Source organism: Microbulbifer thermotolerans, from assembly GCF_900112305.1.
Lineage (GTDB): Bacteria > Pseudomonadota > Gammaproteobacteria > Pseudomonadales > Cellvibrionaceae > Microbulbifer > Microbulbifer thermotolerans.
Map to the genome: position 1 here is coordinate 253,858 of NZ_FOKT01000006.1, position 24,514 is coordinate 278,371.

Below are 24,514 nucleotides of genomic sequence, written 5' to 3' on the forward strand. Positions count from 1 at the left end.
CTGAGCGCCCCGGAAGCTACCATAGTGTCCACGCGAATTAATCAGAGGTTACTTAAGAAGCTGCTCATTTATTCATGCTCCGGCTGTGAAGAGACTGCAAAGCTAGATGGGAGACAAGCATGCGCGCACTGATTTGTCGGGAATACGGCACCGCGGAACAGTTGGTGATTGGGGACCAAGCGCTGCCGCCGCTGAAAAATGACGAAGTGCGGATCGATGTTCGGGCCGCGGGGATCAACTTCCCCGACACACTGATTATTGCCGGCAAATATCAAATCAAGCCGCCACTGCCGTTTATTCCTGGTGGCGAGTGTGCCGGTGTGGTGAGTGCTGTCGGTGATGCGGTGACAAGTTTCAAGGTGGGCGACCGGGTGATTGCCATGCCGGGCCTGTCCGCTTTTGCCGAGCAGGTGCAAGTGAAGTCGCATTTGCTGGTGCCCATGCCGGACAAGCTTTCCTTCGAACAGGCCGCCGGATTCTGTATCACTTATGCCACTTCTTACTATGCGCTGAAGCAGCGCGCCGCACTGGAGAAAGGGGAAACCCTGGTGGTGCTGGGTGCCGCCGGAGGCGTAGGCGTCACAGCAATCCAATTGGGCAAGGCTCTGGGAGCGCGGGTCATCGCCTGTGCGTCCAGCGACGATAGGCTGGCATTTTGCCGCGAAGTGGGCGCGGATGATGTAATCAATTACTCGCGGGAAAACCTGAAAGAGCGGATCAAAGCGCTCACTGACGGCCAGGGTGCCGATGTGATTCTGGACCCGGTGGGCGGTGATTACACGGAGCAGGCTTACCGCTCCATTGCTTGGAGCGGCCGCTACTTAGTGATTGGCTTTGCCTCCGGTGATATTCCCAGGTTGCCGCTCAACCTGCCGCTGCTCAAGGCGGGGGATATCATGGGCATTTTCTGGGGCAGCTGGGCGCAGCGCGACCCCCAGGCGAATCTGCGCAATTTTGCCGAGCTGCTGCAGATGGTGGAGGATGGCAGTTTGAATCCACTCACCACCGAGGTTTACCCCTTTGAGGAATATGCGCGGGCCTTTGCCTCGATTACCGAACGCCGCGCGCGGGGCAAAGTGATATTGGTTATCGGTTGACAGGCAGCAGCCGGCAATGGGTTTTTGCTTTGTTTTCCAGGTCGCGGGGCAGCCTCTCGGCAAGCGTTCCCTGCTGCTGCCGCCGCCACAGGCGGCAGAGTTCCATATAGCTGCCCGCCCGTACCTGGCTGCGTAGATCGAACCAGGGGTCCGGCGCCGCCTGCGGCGCGCTTTCGGGTTGCCAGTTGTGTAGGGGAGATGCCTGCGTGTTCTTTGCCGCGCGCAACTCGGGGGTCAGCGCACCCAGATATTGGGCCGGGTGCACCAGGAGAATCATCACTGCCAGAGCCGTGCATCCGCCCGCGGCCCTGGATAGCCAGCGGTTCTCTGTTTGGGGCGGCCGGAATTGCTTGGCACGCTGCAGGATTTTTTCGTCGAGTGCTGCGGGGGAGGTGATATCGGCAACGGCATTCCGGTATTGGTGTTCCCAGTCATTCATTGCGCCACTCCTTCAACCGCTTTGAGTTGCCAGGGTTGTCTTTGCGGCCCGTAGAGAAATTCTTCCAGTTTTTCTTTGCCGCGGCGATAGTGCTCTTTGCAGCGCTTAAGGGAAATGCGTTCTATATCTGCCACCGTCGCCAGGGGCAGGGCGCACTCTATGTGCAGCAGCAGTATGTTGCGTTCGATTCTCGGCAACTGCTGTATGCCTTGCAGAGCGCGGCTTTGAGCAGGAGGCACTCGCCTGGGCGCCTGCGCATTTTGGCAGGCATGGTTGCGCAGCAGTTTATTGACCTGGATGAACAGCCAGCTGCGCAAAAGGCGGCCGCTCAACTGCGGCGGGTGTTCGAGCAAGCCGTTCCAAAGAATTTCCAGTACCTCGTTTGCCACCGCGGGGTCCATTTGTACACAGTAGCGGTAGAGGCAGTCCTTGTGGCGTGCGTAGAGCTCGCGAAAGGCTTTGATATTTCGCGTGGAGTGATAATAGTCCAGCAGGGATTCATCGCTCAGCTGCCGGTAGTCTTTCCGTGACAAATTGCCGCGCCTCCGTGCGCTGGTAAGACTGTTCTCGAGTTGCAATACGTTGGGCAGATCAGTGGCGGTGCGTGTCGCGGCGGTCGGCCGGCGACTCTTCCGTTGACCGCTCATCTTTCCCTGTGCCGTCATATTTTTCTTTCGCTGGTGTCTGTGCGCGCCTGTTTTTCCGGGTTCCCAGGTAGAGTGTGGCCAGGCCCAGAAGTACTTCGTCGGCAAAGGGCAGTAGGTCGGGAATCAACAGGTCCACCAGAAAAATAGCGGCCACCCACCTGAACAGCTGCGGGTGCTCCAGTTTGCGGGCATAACTCAGAAACCAGCCGACTAGGGCACTGGGCAGCGCTTTTTTCATTGACCTGCTCGTATCGCCTGTGTGGGAAGTATAGTTATCGCTTCATTGTGGCCCGGCGTCGGGGGGTGGGGGCTACGCCAGATTTTTTGACCGGTGGGTGCCCGGTGGTTTTTGCGTGATTTGTTTAAGCCGGAAACGCGTTCGGCTCCGGCAATGGCAACGGCAGTTGTTCCGGTCCCATTTCTGCGCGCAAGTCTTTGAGTTTTACTCCCATCCCCAGCAGGCGGATAGGGGCTGGCCGTCTGTGCCAGCACTGGCACAGCAGCTGTCTGAACTCGGAAATACGGCAGGTATGGCTGGCCCGCTCTTGGGTCATAATGGAAAAATCATTGTATTTCACTTTCACTGTGGCACCGCTGATTGTGTAGCGGTCGCCCAGTTTTTCCATACGTTGCAGCAGGCGCATATAGAGCCCGGTCAGCTGTTCCAACCACTCCTCCAGGCTCTTGAGGTCCTCGCTGAAGGTGTGTTCGATACTAAGGCTTTTGCGTGAGCCGTCGCCGTTGACGGGACGCTCGTCGATACCCCGGCACAGTTCATACAGGCGGCGGCCGAACTTTCCGTAATCCTGAGTCAGCTCGATCAGGGAAATGGTGCGCAGGTCCGCGCAGGTGTGGATGCCCCGTCGGCGCATTTTTTCCGCTGTCACTCTTCCTACGCCGTGGATCTTCGCCACCGGCAGGCGCAGTACAAACTGGTCCACCGCGTCCGGTGTGATCACCGTGAGTCCATCGGGTTTGCGCCAGTCGCTGGCGACCTTGGCGAGAAATTTGTTCGGCGCCACCCCGGCGGAGATGGTGATGCCCAATTCCTCGCGCACTTGCCGGCGTATGGCTTCCGCCATCAGGGTGGCGCTGCCCTGGCAGTGGTCGCTGTGGCTGACATCCAGATATGCCTCGTCCAGCGACAGGGGTTCAATGGTTTCGCTGTAACGCAGAAAAATATCCCGGATCTGGCGGCTGACCTCGCGATATTTGTTCATGTTGCCGGGTACTACAATCAATTCAGGGCAGAGCTTTTTTGCCTGCGCCGTGGGCATGGCGGAACGCACGCCGTAGCTGCGCGCCTCGTAATTGCAAGTGGAGATCACCCCGCGCCTGTCGCTGGCACCGCCCACGGCGAGTGGGCGACCGCGCAGATTCGGGTCGTCCCGCATTTCGACCGACGCGTAGAAACAGTCGCAATCGCAGTGGATGATTTTTCGCATGCTGGGATTATATACAGTGTGCGGCTTGGGTAGAAAGCGGTTGCGGTCAATGGAGCCAATAGTGGAAAGGTGGATTATGAGCCGGATTCCTCTGGTGGAATTCCCGACGGAAGACAGGGTGGAGGCGGTCTTTGCCGAGATTGAGGATGAGCTGGGCGCGATTCCCAGTATCTTCCGCGCGTTTGCACACCAGCCGGATCTGTTAGAGGCCAGCTGGCACCGGTTTAAGGCGGTGATGGTGCACGGTGTCCTGTCGCCGCAGCTCAAGGAGGGGATGGGGCTGGTGATTTCCGCGGACAACCACTGCAATTACGGCATTTACCACCACAGCAGCAATCTGGAAGATTTGGGGGTGGATCCGGCGGAAGTGATGCGCATTCGCGTTGATCCCAAGCATGTGCACTATTCCGAGAAAGAGCATGTGCTATTCGATTTGGCCCGCAAGGCTAATCTGTCGCCCAACGATCACGGTGAGCATCTGATTTCCAAGGCGCAGAAGCTGGGTGCCCGGGACGATGAAATCATCGAGGCCCTGGCGGTGATGGAGCTGGTGGTGGGGTTTAACCGGGTGGCGGATGTGCTGGGCCTTGAGCCGCAGAGAGACAGGTAAAGACAGTGGCCGCTTCGCGCGACAAATAAAAGAAAAGCCGTCGGTGACGGCTTTTCGTTGATTGGTTCAGCGCTCTAGATGCTCCAGTTTGCCTTTTTTGCCGTCCCACTCTTCGGCGTCCGGCAGTGGGTCTTTTTTCTCAGTGATATTGGGCCAGATCTCCGCCAGCTCCGCGTTCAGTTCAATAAATTCCAGCTGATCTTCGGGTACCTCATCCTCTGAGTAGATCGCGTTGGCGGGGCATTCGGGTTCACACAGGGCACAATCGATACACTCGTCGGGGTGGATTACCAGGAAGTTGGGGCCTTCGTAAAAACAGTCCACCGGGCAGACTTCCACACAGTCGGTGTATTTACACTTGATGCAGTTTTCCCCAATTACGAATGTCATCTTTGTCCCTCGCTACGCCCTTTACTGACGGGGCCATGATTCTGTGAAGCTGCGGATTTTATCAGCTGCTGGCGCGAATTGTAGTGGCTTTTCAGTCGAATTGGTTGGGTGTTTATAACCGAAGGGCGGGCGGCGGCCACCAAAGCCGCCCGCTTAGCGGCGGTTACAGCAGTTTCTGCAACTCGTAGAGTTTTTCCAGCGCCTGGCGCGGCGTCAGATTGTCCGGGTCCAGTTCTTCCAGGGCTTCCACCGCCGGGTGGCTGGGGGCGCCGAAGAGGTCCACCTGCTGTGGTGACGCGGGCTCGGGGCGGGGCTGCGGGGCCGGTGGGGTCGGGGACACTTCCGGCCGCACTGCCTCCGCGGCCGTCGCGGCGCCGGATTCCAGCGCCGCCAGGCGCTGTTTGGCTTCTTTCAGCACTTCGCCGGGCATCCCCGCCAGCTTGGCCACCTGCAGACCGTAACTTTTGGACGCGGGGCCTTCCTGGATGCGGTGCAGGAAGACGATGTCGTCGCCGTGCTCGGTGGCGTCCAGGTGGATATTGGCGGCCAGGGGGCACTGTTGCGGCAAATCAGTCAGTTCGAAGTAATGGGTCGCAAACAGGGTGAAGGCGCGCACCTGATCTGACAGATAGTGAGCGCAGGCCCAGGCCAGGGAGAGGCCATCGTAGGTGCTGGTGCCGCGCCCGATTTCGTCCATGAGCACCAGGCTGTGCTCGGTGGCGTTGCGCAGGATATTGGCGGTCTCGGTCATTTCCACCATAAATGTGGAGCGGCCACCCGCCAGGTCATCGGCGCTGCCGATGCGGGTGAAGATGCGGTCCAGCAGGCCGATTTTGGCCGCGTCCGCCGGCACATAGCTGCCCACATGGGCCAGCAGGGCGATCAGTGCCGTCTGGCGCATATAGGTGGATTTACCGCCCATGTTGGGGCCGGTGATCACCAGCATGCGGCGGTCGTCACGCAGTTCGATATCGTTGGCCACGAAGGGTTCGTCCAGCACCTGCTCGACCACCGGGTGGCGGCCGGCGCGGATATGCAAGCCGGGTTCGGTGCCGAGTTCGGGACGGCACAGGCGCAGGTTGTCGGCGCGCTCGGCCAGACAGGCGAGGACATCCAGTTGCGATACGCCGGCAGCGGCCAGCTGCAGTTCCGCCAGAGACAGGTTTAACTTGTCGATTAGCGCTTCGTAGAGGGCTTTCTCTCGCGCCAGGGCGCGGCTCTTGGCGGACAGCGCCTTGTCCTCAAATTCTTTCAGCTCTGGAGTGATAAAGCGCTCGGCGTTTTTTAACGTCTGGCGGCGGATGTATTCCGCCGGGGCCTTGTCGCTCTGGCCGCGGCTGATTTCAATAAAGTAGCCGTGTACCCGGTTGTAGCCCACCTTTAGCGTCGGGATGCCGGTGCGTTCCTTCTCCCGCGCTTCCAGCTGGATGAGATAGTCGCCGGCGTTTTCACTGATTCCACGCAATTCGTCCAGCTCCGCGTCGTAACCGGGGGCGATGACGCCACCGTCGCGGATCACCACCGGCGGGTTTTCCACCAGGGCCCGCTGCAGGAGTTCCACGGTTTCCGGCCATTCGCCGATATCCCGCGCCAGCTCCGCGAGCAGGGGGGCATCTGTCTCCGCCAGCTGCCTTTGTATTTCCGGGAACTGGGCCAGGGATTGCCCCAGGCGCGCCAGGTCCCGCGGGCGCGCGGAGCGCAGTGCCAGGCGGCCGAGGATGCGCTCCATATCCCCAACCGGTTTCAAGGCGTCCCGCAGGGGTTCGAAGCGGTAGTCTTGCAGTAGTGCCGCCACGGCGGTCTGGCGGTTGTGCAGCGTGGTCAGTTGCCGCAGGGGGTTGTTCAGCCAGCGGCGCAGCAGACGGCTGCCCATTGCGGTTTTACAGCTGTCGAACACCGACAGCAGGGTATTGTCATCGCCGCCGGACAGGTTTTGGTCGATTTCCAAGTTGCGGCGGGAAGCGGAATCCAACGCCACGGTTTCGTCGCCGCTCTCGGTTTGCAGACTGCGTATATGGGGCAGTTCGGTGCGCTGGGTGTCGCGGGCGTACTGTAGCAGGCAGCCGGCGGCGCCGATTGCAGCGTGCATGTGGCTGCAGCCAAAGGCCTCCAGGTTGAGAGTGCCAAATTGCCGGTTCAGCAGTTGTAACGCCGTTTCCAGCTCGAATTCCCAGGGCGCGCGGCGGCGCAGGCCGGGGCGGCGTTCAATGTCCGCGGGCAGCGGCAGATCTTCCGCTACCAGCAGCTCCGCGGGGCCGTGTCGGTGCACCTGTTCCGCCAGTGCCTCCAGGGTGTCCACTTCCTGCACCACAAAGCGGCCGGTGGCCAAGTCCAGCAGCGCCAGGCCGTAGGTGCCGCCGGTTTCGGCGGCGGCTGCCAGCAGGTTGTCGCGGCGTTCGTTCAGCAGCGCTTCGTCGGTGACGGTGCCGGGGGTGACGATGCGCACTACTTTGCGTTCCACCGGACCCTTGCTCGCCGCCGGGTCGCCGATCTGCTCGCAGATGGCCACCGACTCGCCCAGTTTGATCAATCGCGCCAGGTAGCCTTCCACCGCGTGGTAGGGGATACCCGCCATCGGAATCGGCTGCCCGCCGGATTTGCCGCGGGCGGTCAGGGTCACATCCAGCAACTCCGCGGCCTTTTTGGCGTCGTCGTAGAACAGTTCGTAGAAGTCCCCCATGCGGTAGAAAACCAGCTCCTGGGGGTGCTGTGCTTTGATGCGCAGGTATTGCTGCATCATTGGCGTGTGTTCTGTCTTGGCGGTCTTTTCTTTCTTGTCGGCGATTTTGGGCATGTTTGTCGGTTGAATTGTGATCGGTCGTTGGTTTCTCCCGGCGGGCAATGCTTGCCGGCGCGGCAGAATAGCAAAGCGGGGGGGAAACCACTATCGCGATGACAGGCGCGCGGGCTCAGGCTCGCGTCTGTGCGCCGGTGCCTGAGGCGCTTCTGGCTTCTGATGAATACGTGTGAACACTGTCGCTAGTTCCGTGGCGCTCAGGCAATGGGATAGATATTTCCAAAGCCACGAATACTTCCCTGTAGCTCTGACGGATACATCCCTGTATCCGACAGCTTCGAAACATCCATCCCATCACCTGAGCTTCTCATCCAACTTCGACGGGTCTCTACCGTCAGGAGGTATATGAAAGAGGTGCTCTAAGAGTAAGTGCGCGACAGATGTCGGATGTCATGTGGGGCTGGGGAATCGCTTGCCTCAGCACACCAAATGGGTAAGAATAAATTATTCGTGTCGTGTTTATTTTTCTAATTTATTATTGCCCTATGAACCGTCTTCGCCATGTTCTAATGCAGGCGCACCCGAGTCCCGCCGCGGCAAGACGCCCGTTACTGCGTTTCGCCCTCCTGCCCGCGCCCGCGCCCGCGTATGCGGACCCGGATGTGCGTGTAATCAGCCAGGGGAGGGAGGCGCTATGAGCAGGCCTTTGCGCGCGGAGATCGATCTGGAGGCGTTGGCGCACAATTACCGCTACGCCAAGTCCCTCAGCCACGGGCGCACTCTGGCAGTGATCAAGGCGGATGCCTACGGCCATGGCCTCCTGCGCGTGGCCCAGTGTCTTTGCGGTGGCGACGGCTTTGCGGTGGCGACTATCGAGGAGGCGGTGGCCCTGCGCGAGGCGGGTTTGCGCAACCGCATATTGGTGCTGGAAGGCGTATTTGACCGCGAGGGGATGTGTGAGGCGGCCTGGCGGCGGCTGGACCTGGTGGTGCACAGTGGTTATCAACTCGAGCTGCTGAAAGCTCTGCCTGAAACTCGTCCGCTGAGTATCTGGCTCAAGGTCGATACCGGCATGGGGCGGCTCGGATTCGACGGCGCCGACGCACCCGGTATCTACGCGGACCTGGCCGCACTGTCTGCGGTGCGGGAGTGTGTCCTGATTACGCATCTGGCCTGTGCCGACGAGGCAGACAGCCCGCACAACCATCTGCAGTTGCAGCGCTTTGACGCCACCGCTCGAGCCATTGAGACGCAGAGCACTGTGCGTCCATTGCCGTTTGCACAGAGCATTGCCAATTCCGCGGCGCTGATCGGTTTGCCGGATGCGCGCCGCGAGTGGGACCGTGCCGGCGTCATGCTGTATGGGATCAATCCGCATATGGGCACCGCTCAGGATCACAATCTCAAAAGCGCTATGACACTGCGCTCGCGGTTGATTGCCGTGCGTTCAGCGCGGGCGGGCGAGTCGGTTGGCTACGGCTGCGATTACCGCTTTTACCACGATGGCCGCTTCGGCATTGTCGCCTGCGGTTACGGGGACGGCTATCCGCGCCACGCTCCCTCTGGCACGCCGGTGCTGGTGTGCGGGCGGCGCGCGCAACTGATCGGGCGTGTTTCCATGGATATGCTGGCGGTGGATCTCTCTGCGATTCCGGAGGCGAGAGTGGGCACTGAGGTGGAATTGTGGGGCGGGGCACTGCCGGTTGCGGAAATTGCGGCTAGTGCGGGAAGCATCGCCTACGAGCTGCTCACCGGTGTCACCCAGCGGGTGCCGCGCGTCTACGGCAATGGCACACGGCTGGAAAGCGGCGGGGGCGCTGACCGTGCGGCCGGCCCGGACTCACCCGCGCCTTGACGGTTACGTCAAATGGCTGGGCCTGAGCGAATTGGTGATGTTGGGGTGACTGAATCACCGGGTCTTTAGTCTATTTTTATCGTTTTTCTTCGCCGGAGTGAATTTTTTATGCATAATGGTGGTGAATAAATTATTCGCAAAGGCGTGCTGCGCGGCGGGGTTGGCGGCTGAACTCCCGGGGGCGCGCAGGCATCAGCGTTTGGCAGGATCAAAACTGACGTTGCTTGTCCGCTTGAACAGGGCACATTTAAGTGCCCTTTTTTTCATCTTGCGATGGAAAATGATGGTATTAGCTGCAGTGGAATAAGAGGTTGCCCATGCTTCATAAGAGGTTGCCCATGACCAGAATCAATTTGTGGATTGCTATTGTTTTTTTGCTGATGAGTGCCGCCTGCGCGAAGCAGGAGTCGCAGTTCGCCAGTGAGGCCTCCCCGGACTTTGTCACCGATGTTCCCCTGCTCGAAGAGCGGATGCTGTCTGCCGATTTTTGGATCCGGCGGCTGGCCCGCGACGACGTGCGGCTCACCGGTGAGGAGATCGCGGCAATGAACGCCGCCAGTTTCGAGCGCGACCCCAACCTCTACGACCTGGATCAATTTCCCGACATTATGCCGCGCGAGCAAGTGCTGGCCTTGATCGACGGCGTCAGTCGTCCCGCTGCGAGCCCGCGTTTTTTTACCGATGGGCGCCCTGTCACAGAGGAAACCTACGCGCGTCTCGAAGCCGCGGTACAGCGTTCGGCACTGCCGGAACAGGTGCCGTTGCGCTGGGGGTTGGCGGTGCGGCGCGCGAGCATGCGCAGCTATCCCACAACTGAGCGGGTACTCAAGAATCCCGACGACAGGGATTTGGACCGTTTCCAGGAAACCGGTGTGTTTCCCGGTCATCGCTTGGCACTGTTGCACGAGAGTGCGGACGGAAAGTGGTGGTTTGCGGTGAACTATCACTACGCTGCCTGGCTGCCGAAATCTGCGGTGGCGGAGGGTTCGCGGGAACAGATCACCGCGTGGGAACAGCGCGCACCGAGACTGACGGTCACCGGCGCGCAGGTGCGAACGAACTTTAACCCCGAAGAGCCCAGGACCTCGGAAATTTTATTGGATATGGGGGTGTCTTTGCCGCTGCTGTCCGCACGGGAAGTGGGGCACAATGTGCACGGGCAAAACCCTCATGCGAGCTATATCGTTTCACTGCCGGTGCGTGAGGAAGATGGCAGCCTCGCGTTCGAGCCGACACTGATCGCGCGCAGCCGCGACGTGACCGTCGGCCACCTCGATTACCGTCCCTCGCTGGTGCTGCGTCAGGCCTTTAAATTTTTAGGGGAGCGCTATGGCTGGGGACATGACTACAATGGTCGGGACTGCACCGGTTTCGTCGGCGAGGTTTATCAAACTTTCGGTATCCTGATGCCGAGGAATTCCGGTGACCAGGGTAAAAGTGATTTTGCGCCCACGCGCCGTTTTGCCGAGGGCGATGACAGCGAGCGCCGCGAGGCACTTGAGGATCTCTCTGTGGGAGACCTGATTTATATTCCCGGGCACGTGATGATGTATATAGGCCGTGTCAATGGAGAGCCTTATGTGATTCACGATGTGACCGGGCTCAGCTACTACAGCAGTGATGAAAGCTTGTACAAGGGCACCCTCTCCGGTGTCTCGGTGACGCCGCTGATGCCGCTGCGGCTGGCTTCCGGCAAGCGTTATGTCGACAGCATTTATGCAATTAAATCGATTTTTTGACAGGATTCGGCCATGAAAATTGTTGATGTAAAACTGGGTATGCTGCGGGTTCCCCTGGTGACACCATTCAAGACGGCCCTGCGCACCGTGGAAAATGTAGAAGATGTGGTCGTCATGCTGGAAACGGATACCGGGCATACCGGTTATGGCAATGCGCCGGCCACGGCGGTGATTACCGGCGATACACACGGATCGGTGATCGAGGCGGTGCGCCAAATATATGCACCTTTGCTGATCGGACGCGAAGTGGCGGATCTCAACCGTCTTTGCCGTCAGATACAGGGCGCCATGATTCACAACACCAGCGCCAAGGCGGCGGTGGAAATTGCGCTCTACGATCTGTTCGCACAGAGCTACAACACGCCCCTTTACCGGATTCTCGGCGGTGGCGAGAGCGGCCTCACCACCGATATCACTATCAGCGTGGACTACATCGACAAAATGGTGGCGGATGCGGAGCGCGCAGTGGAGCGCGGCTTCGAAATTTTGAAGCTGAAAGTGGGTAAGGATATCAATCTCGATATCGAACGTATCAAGGCGGTATACGCAGCTGTGAAAGGGCGCGCCCTGCTGCGTCTGGATGCCAACCAGGGGTGGAGTCCCAAGCAGGCGGTCATGGCGATCCGCGGGCTAGAAGAGGCGGGCGTGGTGCTGGAACTGGTGGAGCAGCCGGTGAATGCCGGCAATCTCGAGGGAATGCGCTATATCTCCGAAAGAGTGAAAACGCCGATAATGGCCGACGAAAGCATATTTGGCCCGCGCGAAGCTATCGATATCATCGAGCGCAGAGCTGCCGACATCATCAATATCAAGCTGATGAAAACCGGCGGCATTTCCAATGCCTTGAAGGTCGCGGACTTGGCGGGGCTATTCGATGTGGAGTGCATGGTGGGCTGCATGCTGGAGACCAGCATCGGTGTTTCCGCCGCCGCGCACGTAGCCGCAGCCAAGGCGCCGGTTGTCTCCAAGCTGGATCTGGATGTGCCCTCCCTGTGCAAATACGACCCGATTGTGGGAGGGCCCACCTACAAAGATGCGGATGTTATCCTCAATGAAACTCCCGGTCTCGGCATCGAGAAAATTGAGGGGCTGGAGTTGTTAGCGTAATATCGCCCGCTACCAAGGGAACAGAGCCAACTCCATGAACTGCCTCCTGAAAATGCGCGCACAGCGCGATCAGATGTCGGTGAATGAACGCAAACTGGCGGACTTTATCCTCGACAACATCGAGTTGCTGCGCGACTACTCGTCGCAGCAGCTGGCGGATGCGGTGGGTGTCAGCCAGTCCAGCGTGGTTAAGTTTTCACAGAAACTCGGTTACCGCGGCTATCCCAGCCTCAAGCTCGCCGTCTATGAATCCTATGCCGGGTCCATGATGGCGCAGGCGGGCGATGATTCCGCCCGGCACTTCTCCGGTGGGGACAGTCCTCTGAGCCAGTTAGGGCAGAAAAAATTCGAAATTCTGGAAAACACCACCAGCATCAACGAGGCCGACCAGATCACTGCGGCCATTGCTGCGATTCGCGCGGCGCGCTGTATCCAGGTGTCGGCCTGTCCCGGCTCTGTAGCCGTTGCGCGTTACCTGACACACCAGCTACTGGAGTGCGGTCGCTGGGCGATATTCGACGAAGGTGGCAAGCTGCAGAGTCCTATTGCCAGGACTCTGGAAGATGATGATCTTTTGTTTATTGTCTGCGATTTGGGCGGCGAGGAATCCCTGGTGGACGTGGTCAACCGGGCCAGAGAGCAGGGCGCCAGGGTGTTGAGTATTACCCGCTACAACTACAACGCCGCCAGCATCCACTCCGATATCCGTCTGTATGTTGCGCCCGCCGAAGGGGACGAAGGGTGGCAGCGGATTTTATTCCGCGCCGCACAGATGCATTTGATCGAAGGCCTGATCGGTGGCCTGATCAATCAGGAAGGGTAGGGAATTTCCGTCCGATTCGCTATCGGGCGGTCAAGATTCTGCCTGCTCAGGTGATGAGGTGCTATTTCGAAATCGTGGGACACAGGGGGCTATCCAGTGGAGCTACAGGGACCTTCTGGCGCATTTTCAAAATAGCCACCCCAGCGCCTGAGAGCCCTGTGACCAACGGGATGCTGGTGCGAATTTTTAAGCGATTTCCCGACAACTGCCCGCACTACAATTCTCTTCTCCGAGCTTTTCTTGCCTCGCTATTTTATCTTTTCTCTCTGACATCCTCCCCGTTGCAGCGGAAAGTATTTGAGCTGTTGCGGCGGGCCCGGTGCTCTCGGCGGATCAAGGGTTTGCATTGCTGAATAAAATATTATTTACTCGCTGAAAACTGATTGATAAATTATTTTGGTGCCGACATCGTGTCCAGCGGACTGTATGCAACCGCTGTGCCACTCACCGAAGTGCGGGAGGTAATGGTAAACCATGTTGGAATTTCTACAGGGAGCGGATGGCAGCCGCAAGCGCCTTGCCGCAGCGCTGGGGGTGGCACTCGCAGCGGTGCTGCTGCTCAGCAGCTGCGGTACCAAAGCGCCGCTCGAAGGCCGCGAAGCCGAGGCACTGGTTGAGCGTGTGCTCGAAGAGGAACGTGTTCCCGGCGCGGCGGTGGCCATCTGGTATCAGGGCAAGCCCGTATTGCAGCGCGGCTTCGGTGTCACTAACGTCGATTATCCGCACCCGGTGGATGAAAATACCCTTTTTAAACTTGCGTCCACCACTAAGGCATTTACCACTGCGGCCCTGGGACTGTTGGTGGAGGAAGGGCGCCTGGACTGGAATGACCGCGTCGTCGATCATTTGCCCCAGTTCCGCCTCGCCGATCCCTGGATTACACGGGAATTCCGCATCGTTGATTTGCTGACTCACCGTTCGGGCCTCGGGCCAGGCGCTGGCGATCTGATGCTGTGGCCGCAGCCGAACCACTTTACCCGCGCCGATGTGTTGGCTGGGCTGCAATATCTACCTCTCACCTTGCAATTCCGCGCCGATTACGCCTACGACAACCTGCTGTATATCGTCGCCGGTGAACTGATCGCGGAAATATCGGGTATGAGTTACGAAGACTTCGTGCAGACGCGTTTGCTAGATGCCATGGGCCTGCAGAACTGTTATGCCGGTCCGGTGCCCGCCGCGGCGCGAGCGAATCTGGCCGACCCGCACCGGTTAGAAGCGGGAGGCCTAGTGGTGGATACCCCGAATCTGGCAGGCGATGAGCCCATAGTCCTGGCCGCCGCCGGCGGTATGCATTGCAGTGCCGCCGATATGATTACTTGGTTGCGCACTTTGTTGGCGGGGGGCACAACCCCCAGCGGTAAAACCCTGTTCTCAGCGGAGACCCGCGATCGCCTCTGGAAGCCGGTGACACTCATGCCAATGTCGGCCGAGCGCGCCGAGCGGGATGGGGGCAGCTTTTACGCCTATGCCCTGGGCTGGCGCGTGCAGGACATGCACGGAGTGCGGGTGATTCACCACACCGGTTCCCTGTCGGGCATGTATGCCTGGGCTGCCGTGGTGCCGGATAAAGACCTGGCCATGGTGGTGTTGATGAACCGCAGCGCCGGGGCGGCGCGCCAGGCACTGATCTACAGCCTGCTGAAACCCTATCTGGGCGCCCCGGATAGGGATTGGCTGAGTTATTTCCAGGCACTTTATGGCGGCGGCAAGGCAGCGGTTCCGGAACCGGACCTGCTACCGCCTCCGGACGGACTGGTAGCGGTGAGCGATGCGGCGCTCAGCGGTCGCTATCGCGACCCCTGGTTTGGCGACATAGTGATAGAAAAAAACAACGGTCAGCTGCGCTGGCGCTCGGAAAAATCTCCGCGCCTGGTCGGCACCCTCACCGCGGCGGGCACCGGTGTCTGGGCACTGGAGTGGGATGACAGAAGCCTGAATGCCGATGCCTGGCTGGTGGCTGATCGCAACGCGTCCGGCACCCTGATTCTCACCATGCAAGCAAAATCCCGTGGCGTTGACTTCAGTTACGATTTTCCGGATCTGCGTTTTGAGCGCGTGCCAACTGGGGATCAAAGCGATTTATAAAAAAACAGATAGGAGAGACCCCATGCTGAGAAGGTCTTTGCTCAAATCCATGGTGGCGGCACCGTTGGTTGCCGCCAGCGGCGCAGCGGTCGCCAACAGCGGCAAAACCGCAGTAGCTGAATCCGATCGGTTGCTGCGCCCGAAACGGCTTGTCAAAGGAATGATGGTCGGGCTGGTGACACCGGCCAGCAACGTCTGGGAAGATGAGGATATCCGCTTCGCCATCGACGTGGTGAAATCGCTTGGGTTCCGCGTCAAAGAGGGCAAACATCTTTACCAGCGCACCCAGTATCTGGCTGGCCCCGATGCCGCACGGGCGGCGGATATCAACGATATGTTCGCCGATTCCGGCGTGGACGCAGTTTTTTGCCTGCGCGGCGGTTACGGCACACCGCGCATTCTGCCGATGCTGGACTTCGACACCATTCGTCGCAATCCGAAAGTGCTGCTGGGTTACAGCGATATCACCGCCTTGCTCAATGCCATTTTCCTGCGCACTGGCCTGATTACATTTCACGGGCCCATCGCCGCGCAGAATTTTACCGACTATACGCTGCGGGAATTCACCAAGGTTTTGGTCGATGTGGAAAATCCCACACTTCTCGGTGCGCCGCCGCCTTTCGAAACCGCACCTGGGCGCGTGGAAAAAGAAAACCGGATCACCCGTTTCCGGGGTGGTCGTGCCCGCGGGCGCCTGGTCGGCGGCAACCTGTCACTGATTTGCAGTTTGCTCGGCACCCCCTTTGAGCCGGATTTCCGCGATAAAATTCTCTTCCTCGAAGATGTGGGTGAGGCTCCCTACCGGGTAGACCGCATGCTGACCCAGCTGTGGCTCGCAGGCAAACTGGATCAGGTGGCCGGAATTGTGTTCGGGAAATTTACCGAAGCGGAAACCAGCGGCAACAGCTTCAGCATGGAACATGTGCTGCGCGAACGCTGCGCCGCCCTGAGCGTGCCGGTGGTGCGCGGATTGATGATCGGCCACGTGGAAGATCAGACAGTGGTGCCAGTGGGCGCCATGGCGGAACTCGACGGCGACAGCGGCACCCTGCGCCTGCTGGAAGCCCCGTTGCGCTGAGCGCGCAGGCTGAAGCCCGAAAAGCAAGGATTGCCTCCACGCCGCCGGCACTGCCGGCGGTAACCACACAATAACGACAATAACGTACTTATGAACGAGTTATCCTGGACCACATTGCTGCCGTCATTTTTGGCTATCGCCCTGGCACTGTTCACACGGCAGGTTTACCTGGCGCTGTTCGCCGGTATCTGGATTGGCTACTTCCTCCTCAACGGTTCTGGCTTTTTTCCATCGCTGGCGGACTCACTCGACGGGCTGTTAGCTGTTCTCGCCAGCCCCGGCGATGCCCGGGTGGTGATGTTCACTCTGGTAATCGGGGCCTTTATATACACCCTGGAACGCAGCGGCGCAGTGCGCGCCTTTGTGCAACTGCTCAAACGCAGCCAATGGGTCACCAATGGCAAACGCGCTCAGTGGATGGCATGGCTGATCGGCATAGTGATTTTTATCGAATCCAATATTACGGTACTGGTGGCGGGTACCGTTGCCAAGCCGCTGTTCGACCACTTCCGTATTGCCCGCGAAAAGCTCGCCTACATCATCGATTCCACCTCTGCGCCCATTTGCATGCTGATCCCACTAAACGCCTGGGGCGCCTTTAACCTGGGCCTGCTAAATGGACTTGGAGTAGAGGACCCGCTCAAGGTTCTGCTTGCCAGTATCCCGCTCAACCTTTACGCAATTACAGCGGTCGCTATCTCTGCCTATGCCATCGCCCGGGACTACAATCCAGGTCCAATGGCGAGGGCGGAAGAGCGGGCGGCCCATTCCCGTATCGAAGATGCCGTAGTGGCCCCGGAAATTAAAAAGCGGCGCTCGCCCCATGTGAGCACCATGCTGATTCCCGTAGTGACATTGGTGGTGGCCATGCCAGTGGGACTTTGGATCACCGGCGACGGCAAAATTTTTGCAGGCTCAGGTTCAACTTCTGTGCTCTGGGCCTCCCTGGCCGCTCTTGCCATCTTGTCGGTGATGATCGCCGTTCAGCGGATTATGACTCTCGACGAACTGAGCGAATCCTGGATGAATGGCGCAGGCCGCATGCTGCCCATGGCCATTATTCTGGTACTGGCTTTGGCTCTGGGAAGTGTCTCCAAAGCACTGGGAACCGGTGACTACGTGGTGAGCCTGGTCGGCGACACCTTGCCGCTGGCCCTGATGCCTTTGGTCATATTCCTGGTTTCCGCGCTGATCGCATTTTCCGTGGGCTCCAGCTGGGGAACCTTTTCCATCATGCTGCCCATCGCCGTTCCCGTTGCCACAGCCATGGGCGCCGACCCGACATTGCTTGTCGCCGCTGTGCTATCCGGTGGCATCTTCGGCGACCACTCCTCACCAATATCCGATACCACCATTGTCTCCTCCCTGGCAGCCGGGTCCGAACATATTGAACACGTGCGCACCCAATTGCCTTACGCCCTCCGTGCCGGTGCCATTGCCGCGGTTGGATTTGTTGTATTGGGCTTTTTGTTACTGTAACTATTTGAACGCACGCGTTAAGGTGAAAGCTCGCTTTGAGTAGTGAAACGATAGCGCAATTCCTCGGCCACTTTGGCCATCTTGCGCATCGATGCGCCCTGTACGTAGGATTCTGCCAGCGCCAGCCGCAAGGCTCGCTTGCAGCGTATTCCTTCTCCAGCGCGGACAGGTAAAACTGACTGTCGCGAATTTGAGGCACCTGCAACTCAAACTCTCCCACACGGGTAGGTATAGGCTTCTTCTTGATTCCGTTGGCATAGCGCCTGCGATTCTCTGAACGCTCGTAGTAGGCCGCCCCAAGGTACTGCTTACGCTCTACCAATATCAGCGTGTTGAGTAGCACCTAGAAAGCCGAAGCCAGATCATTCAATCCTTGTTCAGAAAGGATTTCGGCCATAGCGGATATTGCTGTATTCTCATTGTCGCGGGTTATGGTTATTTCCTTATTAAGAACGATAAGGGGTCTTTCTATGGCGAAGGAAGTAGATAGAAAATTGTTGGCCTACATAAAACCAGAGGGGTCAGAAGAGGTTTTTATTGATATTGTCGAAATCTCCAGAAGAAGTACGTCTTTTCACTATAAGGGTATAGTCTGGAATAGATCTCCGCTTGTTATGGGGGCTGGAAACTGCACAGATCCTCACGGCAATAAATGTAAAATATTCCCTCTGAATAGGCATTACACTCCCAGCTGGGCAGTGGATGCAAAGGTTATAATTAAAGAAAGCGCGAAAGAGCGATACAATTTATGGCTTTCAAGAAAAATAAAATCAGAGTAGGAACAAATAAGAGAGGTTTTCAGTATTTAGAGTAGAATCAATATCTGATATTGCTTGATATCGAAAAATCATTGCGATGCATGAACTGTTAATTTTTAATCGTTAGACGCTAATGGATTGTAGTGTTATAGAAATATGAAAATTAGAACAAAAGAAGAGCTTGTTGAATTCGTAAATTATGGAAATAGAGTTAAGTATATATTTTTCTGGGGCCATAAGGAAGACTCTAAAGTAACCAAAGCGTGTTTTAGCCAGTGGTATGAGTCTAGCTTTGAGATTGACGGAGTTAGATTTCTGACGGCAGAGCATTTCATGATGGCTAAAAAGGCTGAGCTTTTCGATGATATTAAGTCATACAATAAAATCATCTCTTCAAAAAATCCTGGAGAAGCTAAAAGGCTCGGCAGAGAGGTAAAAGGCTTTGATGAGTCTGTATGGATTGATCAGAGATTTGAGATAGTTGTTCAGGCAAACTTCGCTAAATTTTCGCAGAATGAAGACTTGAAGTCTTTTTTGTTGGCAACAGGTAATCGCGTCTTGGTAGAAGCTAGTCCTGTAGACAGAATTTGGGGTATCGGATTGTCCGCTGATGATGAAGCTGCAGAAAATCCAAATAGATGGCGAGGTCTTAATTTACTCGGGTTTGCGCTGATGGAGGTTCGAGATAGATTACGCCCCTGTGTTTAAAAGGTAAACAGGGATGAGTCTATTAGAGGTTCCAATTTTAATGAAATCTAATAAATTCAATCGCTCCTGAGATTGGGGCTTTACCGGATTTTATTTTTGCACGGATTTAAAGATCTAATACGAAGCTATGTTAAGAATTTTTACGGTTTCTGTGATTTCGTTTTTATCTTTCTTCCCAATCTATATGTTTGTCACAGAAGTATGTGGATTAAATGATGATTTTGGCGCTGTGGTGGCTATTGCTTTGGCTATTATCGCCGTGCCTGCGGTACTTTTAAAGTTGTGGAAAGAAAAGCCCAGCCCGGAAGTTATTCCGGTTAATGTAAACGATCCTGTTATGAAAGAATTCGTGGAGAAATCCAGGAAGCAAATTGATAGGTTGATTGAAGGGTTGGAGGAAGAGAAAAAAGAGGCATATGTGAAATTTCCTTATAGATTTGGCGGCGAAATTGAGCATGTGTGGGGCACAGCACATTATATAAAGGATGGTTATGTAATTGTATCCTTGGATTCGTCGCCCGTGGGAGATCTTCCGGAGGAGGTATATGGAAGGCTGAAAATAAAGCTGGAGGAAATTGAAGATTGGATGCTAGTAGATACAGATGGAACAACATTCGGTGGGTATAGCATTCTCGCTCATGCCAAAATATACACGCGAGAATATGGAAGTTTGCCAAGGGATTATGAAAGGTATTTGAAAAGATTTGTAGATTTTGACTGGCCGGAAATTACATAAATCCTGAAGTGATAAGAGGTTGTTTCGGCTTGATACAGGGTAATCCTTAAATTATCTTATGGCAACATAGATGTTATTGGTTTATCGATTCTGCTGTCTCCAGGCCCACTTCAAACTGTGAGGTAAAATAATAGTGCAGGGTGTGGGCAGAAATAGCTGTATACAAGAGTTTGCAAAAATGGTCCGTATTATTTATGCTTTTTCTTATAATTTTGTAAATTTAATCTTGTTGTTTTTTTGTCTTCACTTTTCAATTACCATCCGGTCGGATGGTCCTGATGGTTTTTTTGAGTCTATAGTTAAATCGATTATTTTTTATTTGTCTTTGGTGTCTTTTGGTTCGGGCGTGGCTTTGTCCTTTGAGAGGTATCGCATAAGAAATTCTGGGCGTTTTAATCTGTGCATGCGTGTGGCCATTACCATGTTTTTATCTTTTTTTGCTGTGGCTGGTGTTATTGAGGCGTGCGATGACGATAAAGGTTATTGCCGCAATTGGAGGTTAGTTAATGTTGGGTATAATAAATAGCTAGCCAATCCAATAAAATTAAAAAATATATAAGAGAGATCGTTTAGTTTTCAAAAAATTAAGTGGGTAATTGCGGGTGCTTATCCGATGTGCGTAACAAGGATGTTTTATAGGAATGTTGCGCTTTTGTGATCATATGAGATGCTCTTTTGAGTTGATATTAAAATTGTTGGAGTTTTTGTATATACAATGAAACAAATATTGATTTTGGGTGTGTTGGCGTTTTTAGGGTGGAAGATATACCAGGAAAAAGTTATGTCACATGGGGCGCGATGGGGGGATTATAAGGTTGAGAAAATTGGTGTGTCCGCAGATGGTATGGAAACGATTAAGCTATCTCCGACAAAAGGTACTGCAAAGAGTAGGCACGACTCTTATCAAGCTTTTAAGTGTGATGGACGACAGTATTGTAGCCAAATGACATCCAGAGAAGAGGCTGTTTTCTTTACAAGAAATTGTCCCAATACAAAAATGGATGGAGATGGGGATGGTATTCCCTGTGAGAATGATTCTAGATTCTAGAGGATAACTGATAAGTTCTCTCCTTGGTGATAGTGAGACGTAGTTATTTAGATAAGACTTATGTGATGCTGTGGATAGAGGTGCTCGTACTTTTTCGAGGTGCTCATCCTACTAGTTGAGCGCTTCATGTCTATCTACAGCATTCATAAAATTATTCAGAGATACTATAAGGAAATTTATAGTGAAGCAAAAAGGCTCTCTCACTTCTTGGGATGACAACAAAGGTTTTGGCTTTATTACACCAGACGAGGACGGTGAACGGGTATTTGCGCACATCAGTGCTTTTCAGGGGCGTGGAAGGCCATCGGCTAGCCGTAAGGTGGTTTACGAGCAAAGCAAAGATGCCCAGGGGCGTTTACAAGCAGCCCAATTTCAGTATTCCGGTGTAAGCCGATTGGGAGCGGCGTTGGTACCCGGGGTCTGGATAGCGCTGCTGATTGCGACGGCTGTTTTGGCCTCGCTTTCGCTATTGTTCAAGCTGGGCTATGTGCCGTTGTTTTTGCCCGCGACCTATGGGGTTATGAGTTTGATCACCTTTTTGATGTATGCAGTAGATAAACGTGCGGCGGAGCGTGGCAGTTGGCGTGTACCAGAGGGGCGGTTACATTTTTTTGAGCTTCTATGTGGCTGGCCTGGTGCTTTGGTGGGGCAGCAGTTTTTTCGCCACAAGACCCGCAAGTTATCATTCCAGGCGACCTTTTGGTTTTATGTGCTACTGAATCTCACGGTACTTGGCTGGTTGTTGGCATGGCCGGATGCGGATTTTGCACGCCAGCAGCTGGGGATTAATGCGGTTATGCTTATCAGGATTTAATAGTAAAATGCCTGCGCAATATAATCTTTGACTCTTGGAATTTTTATTGCGATGACTTTGCTAATCGCTAGCTGCTCTCAGGCCTTGATACATTTGGAGGCAGTGGCTGAAAACCGCCCGGTAGGGGCGGTTTTTTGTATGGGCATGTCGCCCGGCTAGTCCGTACTTAGCAAAGGGGTCTTTTCAGGCCTGCTGCCGAGTAGCTGCGATGGTGATATCGCGGATATTCACGTTCTGAGGTTGCTGATACATAAAGAACGCAGCCCGGGCAATATCATCGGCCGCCAGTACTCCACCCATGGTGGTTTTCCATTCCTCATATCCTGCGATGATCTCCTGGCTGGTGGTGTGGCTGAGCAGTTCTGTTTCCACTGCGCCGGGGTGGATCGCCATCACCCGCACGCTGCTATCTGCCACCTCCTCGCGCAGGTTCTCGGTTATGGCACTGACCGCGAACTTGGTACCTACATAGGCGGCGTGGTTGGGAAAGCTCTTTTTGCCCGCAATGGAGCTGATGTTGAGGATGGTACCTCGGCCGCGGGCCACCATATTTGCGAGTACCGCCTGAATGCCATTCAGTAAACCCAGCACATTCACATCGAACATCTGTTTCCATTCTTCCGGGGCCTGGGTGTCCAGTTGTCCCAGCAACATTACGCCGGCATTGTTGACCAGAAGGTCTGCGGGGCCATAAACGGCTTCAGTTTCACGGAGCGCCTCACGAAATGCCTGTGCATCGGTCACGTCCACTGGACGGCACAAAGTGTCCGGCAGGTCGAGCGCCTCGATTCTATCCACCCGGCGGGCGAGCAATAGCAGAGGGTGGCCAGCGCCAGAAAACTGCCGGGCGATGGCAGCGCCGATACCTGAGGATGCGCCGGTAATAACTACAAGTGGTTTTGCCATGGATTTTCTCCCTTGGGCAACATTGTCGAAATGGTAGGCTGGAAATTGAAAGTACGAGCGCATTCTCTGTTCGCAGAGTATTATGAAAAACAGACACACTTGAAAAAGACTGTTCGGTTTTTATGAACAATATCTCTTGGCGGTGGGTGCGTGCCTTCTTACTGGTGGCCGAGTATGGCAGTTTTACCGCCGCTTCCAATGCCTCTGGTCACTCCAAGGCCAACATCAGTCAGCAGGTGACGGCGCTTGAGCAGGCGCTTGGGGTGCAGCTGCTGCACCGCACCACACGCAACCTGCGCCTGACCAGCGTTGGCAAGGGCTATTTTGAGCGCAGCCAGCTGGCTTTTCGCCAGTTGGACTCCGCTGCTGAATGGGCGATGCAATCCACCCAGGAGCTAAAAGGTGTGATCCGTATGAACTCTGTCGGCGGTCTGATAGGGGAGGAGCTGATAGCGCCCTTGGTATTCCGCTTCCAACAGGCAAATCCGGAGGTTGATGTTGAACTGGACTTCTCCAGCACACGCGTGGATCTGCTGAACAGTCCTTATGACCTGGTAGTGCGAATGGGGGAACTGGCTGATTCCACACTGGTGGCTCGCAGCCTGCACAGGATCACCACCCGTTACGTGGCCAGCCCGGAGTTTCTGGCCCGCCACGGGCCTATCCATGCGCCTGCAGACCTACGGGAGCTGCCGCTTATCTACGGTAGTGTTGACCATTGGCTACTGGAGCGGGGAGACGAGCAGCAACTGATTCGAGCAAAAAATGGTTTTAGAATTGTAAGCGGACGTGCCATGCGTCAGGCGGCTCTTTCCGGTCTTGGAGTCACACGGCTGACCGACACCCATGTGCAGGCAGATATCGCGCGGGGTGATCTGGTGGAAGTGCTTCCAGAGTGGTCCGAAACAACTCAGCTGTCACTGGTCTGCCCACCGCACCGGCATCAACTGAAAAGAGTACGTGGGCTAATGGATTGGCTGAAGGAGCATTTTGCAGAAGTCTACGAAAAGGCTCTGAGGGAAGGGCAGCCACTGCGGCGGATGGTTTGAGCAATAACCAGTTACACCCGTCAGCCGTGCCTCCATTCTTCACTCACTTTATTTAGGGAGACTCGGATTAATTCGAATGAGCGCTGTAGTTGATTCCGGAGCGCTTACGCGAATTAATCAGAGGTTCCTTAACGTCTCCTCTGGGGAAGCTGAATGATAAGTTGGCCAAAATACTTTAATCAGAACCAGAGCTCATACTGTGCGAAGAGCCGTAAGTATAATAAACAGCTTAAAGTAGGCTGTTCACAGCGTTGGCGCCATTAGCCGGGTGTTCTGTGTTATGAGGATGAGATGATAAAGTTTATACCGTTGACTGGATTGCTTTTTGTGGGCTCGACGCAGGCTGTTGCAATGGAAGGCTGCTATTTGAAAAGTGATGAAATCACCAGCCTTGTGTCCAATGAGTCAGAGGGAAAACTAACATATATAGAAGTCTCAAAGGTTGCCGATGACTTCTTTGTGGATGGCGTCATTCAGGGGGGGAACTTTCATGTTTGCCATATAGGTTCTCCGCTTGAGGGAGATGAAGGTCCGCTGAAAATGGCATATGTTGATAACACGCTTGTCTATAGTGAGGACGATCCAGAATACGATATTAACTGCAAGTTGGTATTTTCTTTTGAGGGCGGAAAATTAACAATAAGTGACACAAATGCGCACTGTGCAAGATACATCTTCTCTTGTGGTGCACATGCTGGTTTAGATGGAGTGGTTCTACCAAAAGTAGAGCGTAAATGCCCTGGTTCTGACACGTAATAAGTTTTTAAGAGAGACTTGTAGACCTGGTGCTTTTTAATGTGCGGGCTTCGGTGTTTAAGTAGCTGTTCTGAAGATTTTGTATTGTGTTTCCATCCGTCCTGTAATGTTGTGATGGCCAAAAAGAGCTGGCCACTAGAGCCCTCGAAAATCATACTTAGTGCGAGATTTACGGAAAAAGTAAAGCAACGTAGCAAAATGCAAT

The 24,514-nt window shown here is 55.5% G+C and carries 23 protein-coding genes and 1 pseudogene; 16 read left to right on the forward strand and 8 right to left on the reverse strand.

Going from position 1 to position 24,514, the window contains the following annotated elements; translation table 11 throughout:
- Nucleotides 1-119: 119 nt before the first annotated feature.
- A complete protein-coding gene (locus BM155_RS11540) occupies nucleotides 120-1,097 on the forward strand; it encodes an NADPH:quinone oxidoreductase family protein (RefSeq protein ID WP_067154158.1) in 978 nt (325 codons plus the stop codon).
- Here BM155_RS11540 and BM155_RS11545 read toward each other — a convergent pair.
- The 4 genes from BM155_RS11545 to dinB all read right to left on the reverse strand — a co-directional run bounded on the left by BM155_RS11545 (nucleotide 1,087) and on the right by dinB (nucleotide 3,628).
- Nucleotides 1,087-1,536 carry a hypothetical protein gene (locus BM155_RS11545; RefSeq protein ID WP_074903217.1) on the reverse strand — a complete coding sequence of 150 codons (450 nt, stop codon included), beginning with the start codon at nucleotides 1,534-1,536 and terminating at the stop codon, nucleotides 1,087-1,089. The two genes, BM155_RS11540 and BM155_RS11545, sit on opposite strands and share 11 nt — an antisense overlap.
- Nucleotides 1,533-2,069, reverse strand: a complete 537-nt coding sequence (locus BM155_RS11550) for an RNA polymerase sigma factor (protein ID WP_074903220.1) — start codon at nucleotides 2,067-2,069, stop codon at nucleotides 1,533-1,535. The genes BM155_RS11545 and BM155_RS11550 overlap by 4 nt, the downstream gene beginning before the upstream one ends.
- A 58-nt stretch (nucleotides 2,070-2,127) precedes the next feature.
- Nucleotides 2,128-2,421 (reverse strand): DUF6116 family protein, encoded by a 294-nt coding sequence (locus tag BM155_RS11555; protein ID WP_074903223.1) that lies wholly within the window; start codon nucleotides 2,419-2,421, stop codon nucleotides 2,128-2,130.
- 124 nt (nucleotides 2,422-2,545) lie between these two features.
- Nucleotides 2,546-3,628, reverse strand: a complete 1,083-nt coding sequence (gene dinB / locus BM155_RS11560) for a DNA polymerase IV (protein ID WP_067154151.1) — start codon at nucleotides 3,626-3,628, stop codon at nucleotides 2,546-2,548.
- A gap of 76 nt (nucleotides 3,629-3,704) precedes the next feature.
- Here dinB and BM155_RS11565 point away from each other — a divergent pair, with 76 nt between their 5' ends.
- Nucleotides 3,705-4,238, forward strand: coding sequence for a carboxymuconolactone decarboxylase family protein (locus BM155_RS11565; RefSeq protein WP_067154149.1), 534 nt, complete (start codon nucleotides 3,705-3,707; stop codon nucleotides 4,236-4,238).
- A gap of 66 nt (nucleotides 4,239-4,304) precedes the next feature.
- Here BM155_RS11565 and fdxA read toward each other — a convergent pair whose 3' ends face one another.
- A complete protein-coding gene (gene fdxA, locus BM155_RS11570; RefSeq protein ID WP_067154147.1) occupies nucleotides 4,305-4,628 on the reverse strand; it encodes a ferredoxin FdxA in 324 nt (107 codons plus the stop codon).
- 163 nt (nucleotides 4,629-4,791) lie between these two features.
- Entirely contained in the window at nucleotides 4,792-7,422 is a 2,631-nt protein-coding gene (gene mutS / locus BM155_RS11575) for a DNA mismatch repair protein MutS (RefSeq protein WP_083421169.1), read from the reverse strand.
- 637 nt (nucleotides 7,423-8,059) lie between these two features.
- Here mutS and alr point away from each other — a divergent pair.
- From alr to BM155_RS11615, 7 genes are all read left to right on the forward strand, one after another.
- Nucleotides 8,060-9,220, forward strand: a complete 1,161-nt coding sequence (alr, locus tag BM155_RS11580) for an alanine racemase (protein WP_074903226.1) — start codon at nucleotides 8,060-8,062, stop codon at nucleotides 9,218-9,220.
- 338 nt (nucleotides 9,221-9,558) lie between these two features.
- Nucleotides 9,559-10,959 carry an NlpC/P60 family protein gene (locus BM155_RS11590; protein WP_074903228.1) on the forward strand — a complete coding sequence of 467 codons (1,401 nt, stop codon included), beginning with the start codon at nucleotides 9,559-9,561 and terminating at the stop codon, nucleotides 10,957-10,959.
- A 12-nt stretch (nucleotides 10,960-10,971) separates the two neighbouring features.
- Nucleotides 10,972-12,066 carry a dipeptide epimerase gene (locus BM155_RS11595; protein WP_067154143.1) on the forward strand — a complete coding sequence of 365 codons (1,095 nt, stop codon included), beginning with the start codon at nucleotides 10,972-10,974 and terminating at the stop codon, nucleotides 12,064-12,066.
- Nucleotides 12,067-12,100: 34 nt separating this feature from the next.
- On the forward strand, nucleotides 12,101-12,889 hold the full coding sequence (locus BM155_RS11600; RefSeq protein WP_067154142.1) for a MurR/RpiR family transcriptional regulator: 789 nt from the start codon (nucleotides 12,101-12,103) through the stop codon (nucleotides 12,887-12,889).
- A 474-nt stretch (nucleotides 12,890-13,363) separates the two neighbouring features.
- Nucleotides 13,364-14,977, forward strand: a complete 1,614-nt coding sequence (locus BM155_RS11605; protein ID WP_074903230.1) for a serine hydrolase — start codon at nucleotides 13,364-13,366, stop codon at nucleotides 14,975-14,977.
- Between the two features lie 22 nt (nucleotides 14,978-14,999).
- Nucleotides 15,000-16,055 (forward strand): S66 peptidase family protein, encoded by a 1,056-nt coding sequence (locus BM155_RS11610; protein ID WP_074903233.1) that lies wholly within the window; start codon nucleotides 15,000-15,002, stop codon nucleotides 16,053-16,055.
- Between the two features lie 90 nt (nucleotides 16,056-16,145).
- Nucleotides 16,146-17,534, forward strand: a complete 1,389-nt coding sequence (locus tag BM155_RS11615) for a Na+/H+ antiporter NhaC family protein (protein ID WP_074903236.1) — start codon at nucleotides 16,146-16,148, stop codon at nucleotides 17,532-17,534.
- Between the two features lie 166 nt (nucleotides 17,535-17,700).
- Here the strand turns inward: BM155_RS11615 and BM155_RS17820 are convergent.
- Nucleotides 17,701-17,877: pseudogene (locus BM155_RS17820) on the reverse strand (transposase); the annotation flags it as partial.
- A gap of 127 nt (nucleotides 17,878-18,004) precedes the next feature.
- Between BM155_RS17820 and BM155_RS17110 the strand changes: the two are divergent.
- From BM155_RS17110 to BM155_RS11640, 5 genes are all read left to right on the forward strand, one after another.
- Complete coding sequence (locus BM155_RS17110) at nucleotides 18,005-18,313, forward strand: hypothetical protein (RefSeq protein ID WP_139223240.1); 309 nt, start codon at nucleotides 18,005-18,007, stop codon at nucleotides 18,311-18,313.
- Between the two features lie 135 nt (nucleotides 18,314-18,448).
- Complete coding sequence (gene ybiA, locus BM155_RS11625; protein WP_074903240.1) at nucleotides 18,449-19,000, forward strand: riboflavin biosynthesis intermediates N-glycosidase; 552 nt, start codon at nucleotides 18,449-18,451, stop codon at nucleotides 18,998-19,000.
- 127 nt (nucleotides 19,001-19,127) lie between these two features.
- Nucleotides 19,128-19,736 carry a DUF2314 domain-containing protein gene (locus tag BM155_RS11630; RefSeq protein WP_074903242.1) on the forward strand — a complete coding sequence of 203 codons (609 nt, stop codon included), beginning with the start codon at nucleotides 19,128-19,130 and terminating at the stop codon, nucleotides 19,734-19,736.
- Between the two features lie 715 nt (nucleotides 19,737-20,451).
- Nucleotides 20,452-20,784 (forward strand): excalibur calcium-binding domain-containing protein, encoded by a 333-nt coding sequence (locus BM155_RS16805; protein WP_082817481.1) that lies wholly within the window; start codon nucleotides 20,452-20,454, stop codon nucleotides 20,782-20,784.
- Nucleotides 20,785-20,965: 181 nt separating this feature from the next.
- Nucleotides 20,966-21,598, forward strand: a complete 633-nt coding sequence (locus BM155_RS11640) for a DUF1294 domain-containing protein (protein WP_067154119.1) — start codon at nucleotides 20,966-20,968, stop codon at nucleotides 21,596-21,598.
- 183 nt (nucleotides 21,599-21,781) lie between these two features.
- Here the strand turns inward: BM155_RS11640 and BM155_RS11645 are convergent, their stop codons facing one another.
- Nucleotides 21,782-22,504 carry an SDR family oxidoreductase gene (locus BM155_RS11645; RefSeq protein WP_067154116.1) on the reverse strand — a complete coding sequence of 241 codons (723 nt, stop codon included), beginning with the start codon at nucleotides 22,502-22,504 and terminating at the stop codon, nucleotides 21,782-21,784.
- Between the two features lie 122 nt (nucleotides 22,505-22,626).
- Between BM155_RS11645 and BM155_RS11650 the strand changes: the two genes are divergently transcribed.
- Together BM155_RS11650 and BM155_RS11655 are read left to right on the forward strand one after the other, a co-directional pair.
- Nucleotides 22,627-23,553 carry a LysR family transcriptional regulator gene (locus BM155_RS11650; protein ID WP_074903244.1) on the forward strand — a complete coding sequence of 309 codons (927 nt, stop codon included), beginning with the start codon at nucleotides 22,627-22,629 and terminating at the stop codon, nucleotides 23,551-23,553.
- 291 nt (nucleotides 23,554-23,844) lie between these two features.
- On the forward strand, nucleotides 23,845-24,309 hold the full coding sequence (locus tag BM155_RS11655) for a hypothetical protein (RefSeq protein ID WP_074903246.1): 465 nt from the start codon (nucleotides 23,845-23,847) through the stop codon (nucleotides 24,307-24,309).
- The last annotated feature ends 205 nt before the right edge of the window (nucleotides 24,310-24,514 follow it).

What these genes read in the sequence shown, in the direction of transcription:
- mutS (WP_083421169.1), bottom strand. Translation starts at nt 7,422, where the DNA reads ATGCCCAAAATCGCCGACAAGAAAGAAAAGACCGCCAAGACAGAACAC.
- BM155_RS11595 (WP_067154143.1), top strand. Translation starts at nt 10,972, where the DNA reads ATGAAAATTGTTGATGTAAAACTGGGTATGCTGCGGGTTCCCCTGGTG.
- BM155_RS11545 (WP_074903217.1), bottom strand. Translation starts at nt 1,536, where the DNA reads ATGAATGACTGGGAACACCAATACCGGAATGCCGTTGCCGATATCACC.
- BM155_RS11565 (WP_067154149.1), top strand. Translation starts at nt 3,705, where the DNA reads ATGAGCCGGATTCCTCTGGTGGAATTCCCGACGGAAGACAGGGTGGAG.
- BM155_RS11605 (WP_074903230.1), top strand. Translation starts at nt 13,364, where the DNA reads ATGTTGGAATTTCTACAGGGAGCGGATGGCAGCCGCAAGCGCCTTGCC.
- BM155_RS11655 (WP_074903246.1), top strand. Translation starts at nt 23,845, where the DNA reads ATGATAAAGTTTATACCGTTGACTGGATTGCTTTTTGTGGGCTCGACG.
- BM155_RS11540 (WP_067154158.1), top strand. Translation starts at nt 120, where the DNA reads ATGCGCGCACTGATTTGTCGGGAATACGGCACCGCGGAACAGTTGGTG.
- BM155_RS11555 (WP_074903223.1), bottom strand. Translation starts at nt 2,421, where the DNA reads ATGAAAAAAGCGCTGCCCAGTGCCCTAGTCGGCTGGTTTCTGAGTTAT.
- ybiA (WP_074903240.1), top strand. Translation starts at nt 18,449, where the DNA reads ATGAAAATTAGAACAAAAGAAGAGCTTGTTGAATTCGTAAATTATGGA.
- BM155_RS11645 (WP_067154116.1), bottom strand. Translation starts at nt 22,504, where the DNA reads ATGGCAAAACCACTTGTAGTTATTACCGGCGCATCCTCAGGTATCGGC.
- BM155_RS17110 (WP_139223240.1), top strand. Translation starts at nt 18,005, where the DNA reads ATGGCGAAGGAAGTAGATAGAAAATTGTTGGCCTACATAAAACCAGAG.
- alr (WP_074903226.1), top strand. Translation starts at nt 8,060, where the DNA reads ATGAGCAGGCCTTTGCGCGCGGAGATCGATCTGGAGGCGTTGGCGCAC.
- BM155_RS11600 (WP_067154142.1), top strand. Translation starts at nt 12,101, where the DNA reads ATGAACTGCCTCCTGAAAATGCGCGCACAGCGCGATCAGATGTCGGTG.
- BM155_RS11590 (WP_074903228.1), top strand. Translation starts at nt 9,559, where the DNA reads ATGACCAGAATCAATTTGTGGATTGCTATTGTTTTTTTGCTGATGAGT.
- BM155_RS11630 (WP_074903242.1), top strand. Translation starts at nt 19,128, where the DNA reads ATGTTAAGAATTTTTACGGTTTCTGTGATTTCGTTTTTATCTTTCTTC.
- BM155_RS11650 (WP_074903244.1), top strand. Translation starts at nt 22,627, where the DNA reads ATGAACAATATCTCTTGGCGGTGGGTGCGTGCCTTCTTACTGGTGGCC.
- fdxA (WP_067154147.1), bottom strand. Translation starts at nt 4,628, where the DNA reads ATGACATTCGTAATTGGGGAAAACTGCATCAAGTGTAAATACACCGAC.
- BM155_RS16805 (WP_082817481.1), top strand. Translation starts at nt 20,452, where the DNA reads ATGAAACAAATATTGATTTTGGGTGTGTTGGCGTTTTTAGGGTGGAAG.
- dinB (WP_067154151.1), bottom strand. Translation starts at nt 3,628, where the DNA reads ATGCGAAAAATCATCCACTGCGATTGCGACTGTTTCTACGCGTCGGTC.
- BM155_RS11610 (WP_074903233.1), top strand. Translation starts at nt 15,000, where the DNA reads ATGCTGAGAAGGTCTTTGCTCAAATCCATGGTGGCGGCACCGTTGGTT.
- BM155_RS11615 (WP_074903236.1), top strand. Translation starts at nt 16,146, where the DNA reads ATGAACGAGTTATCCTGGACCACATTGCTGCCGTCATTTTTGGCTATC.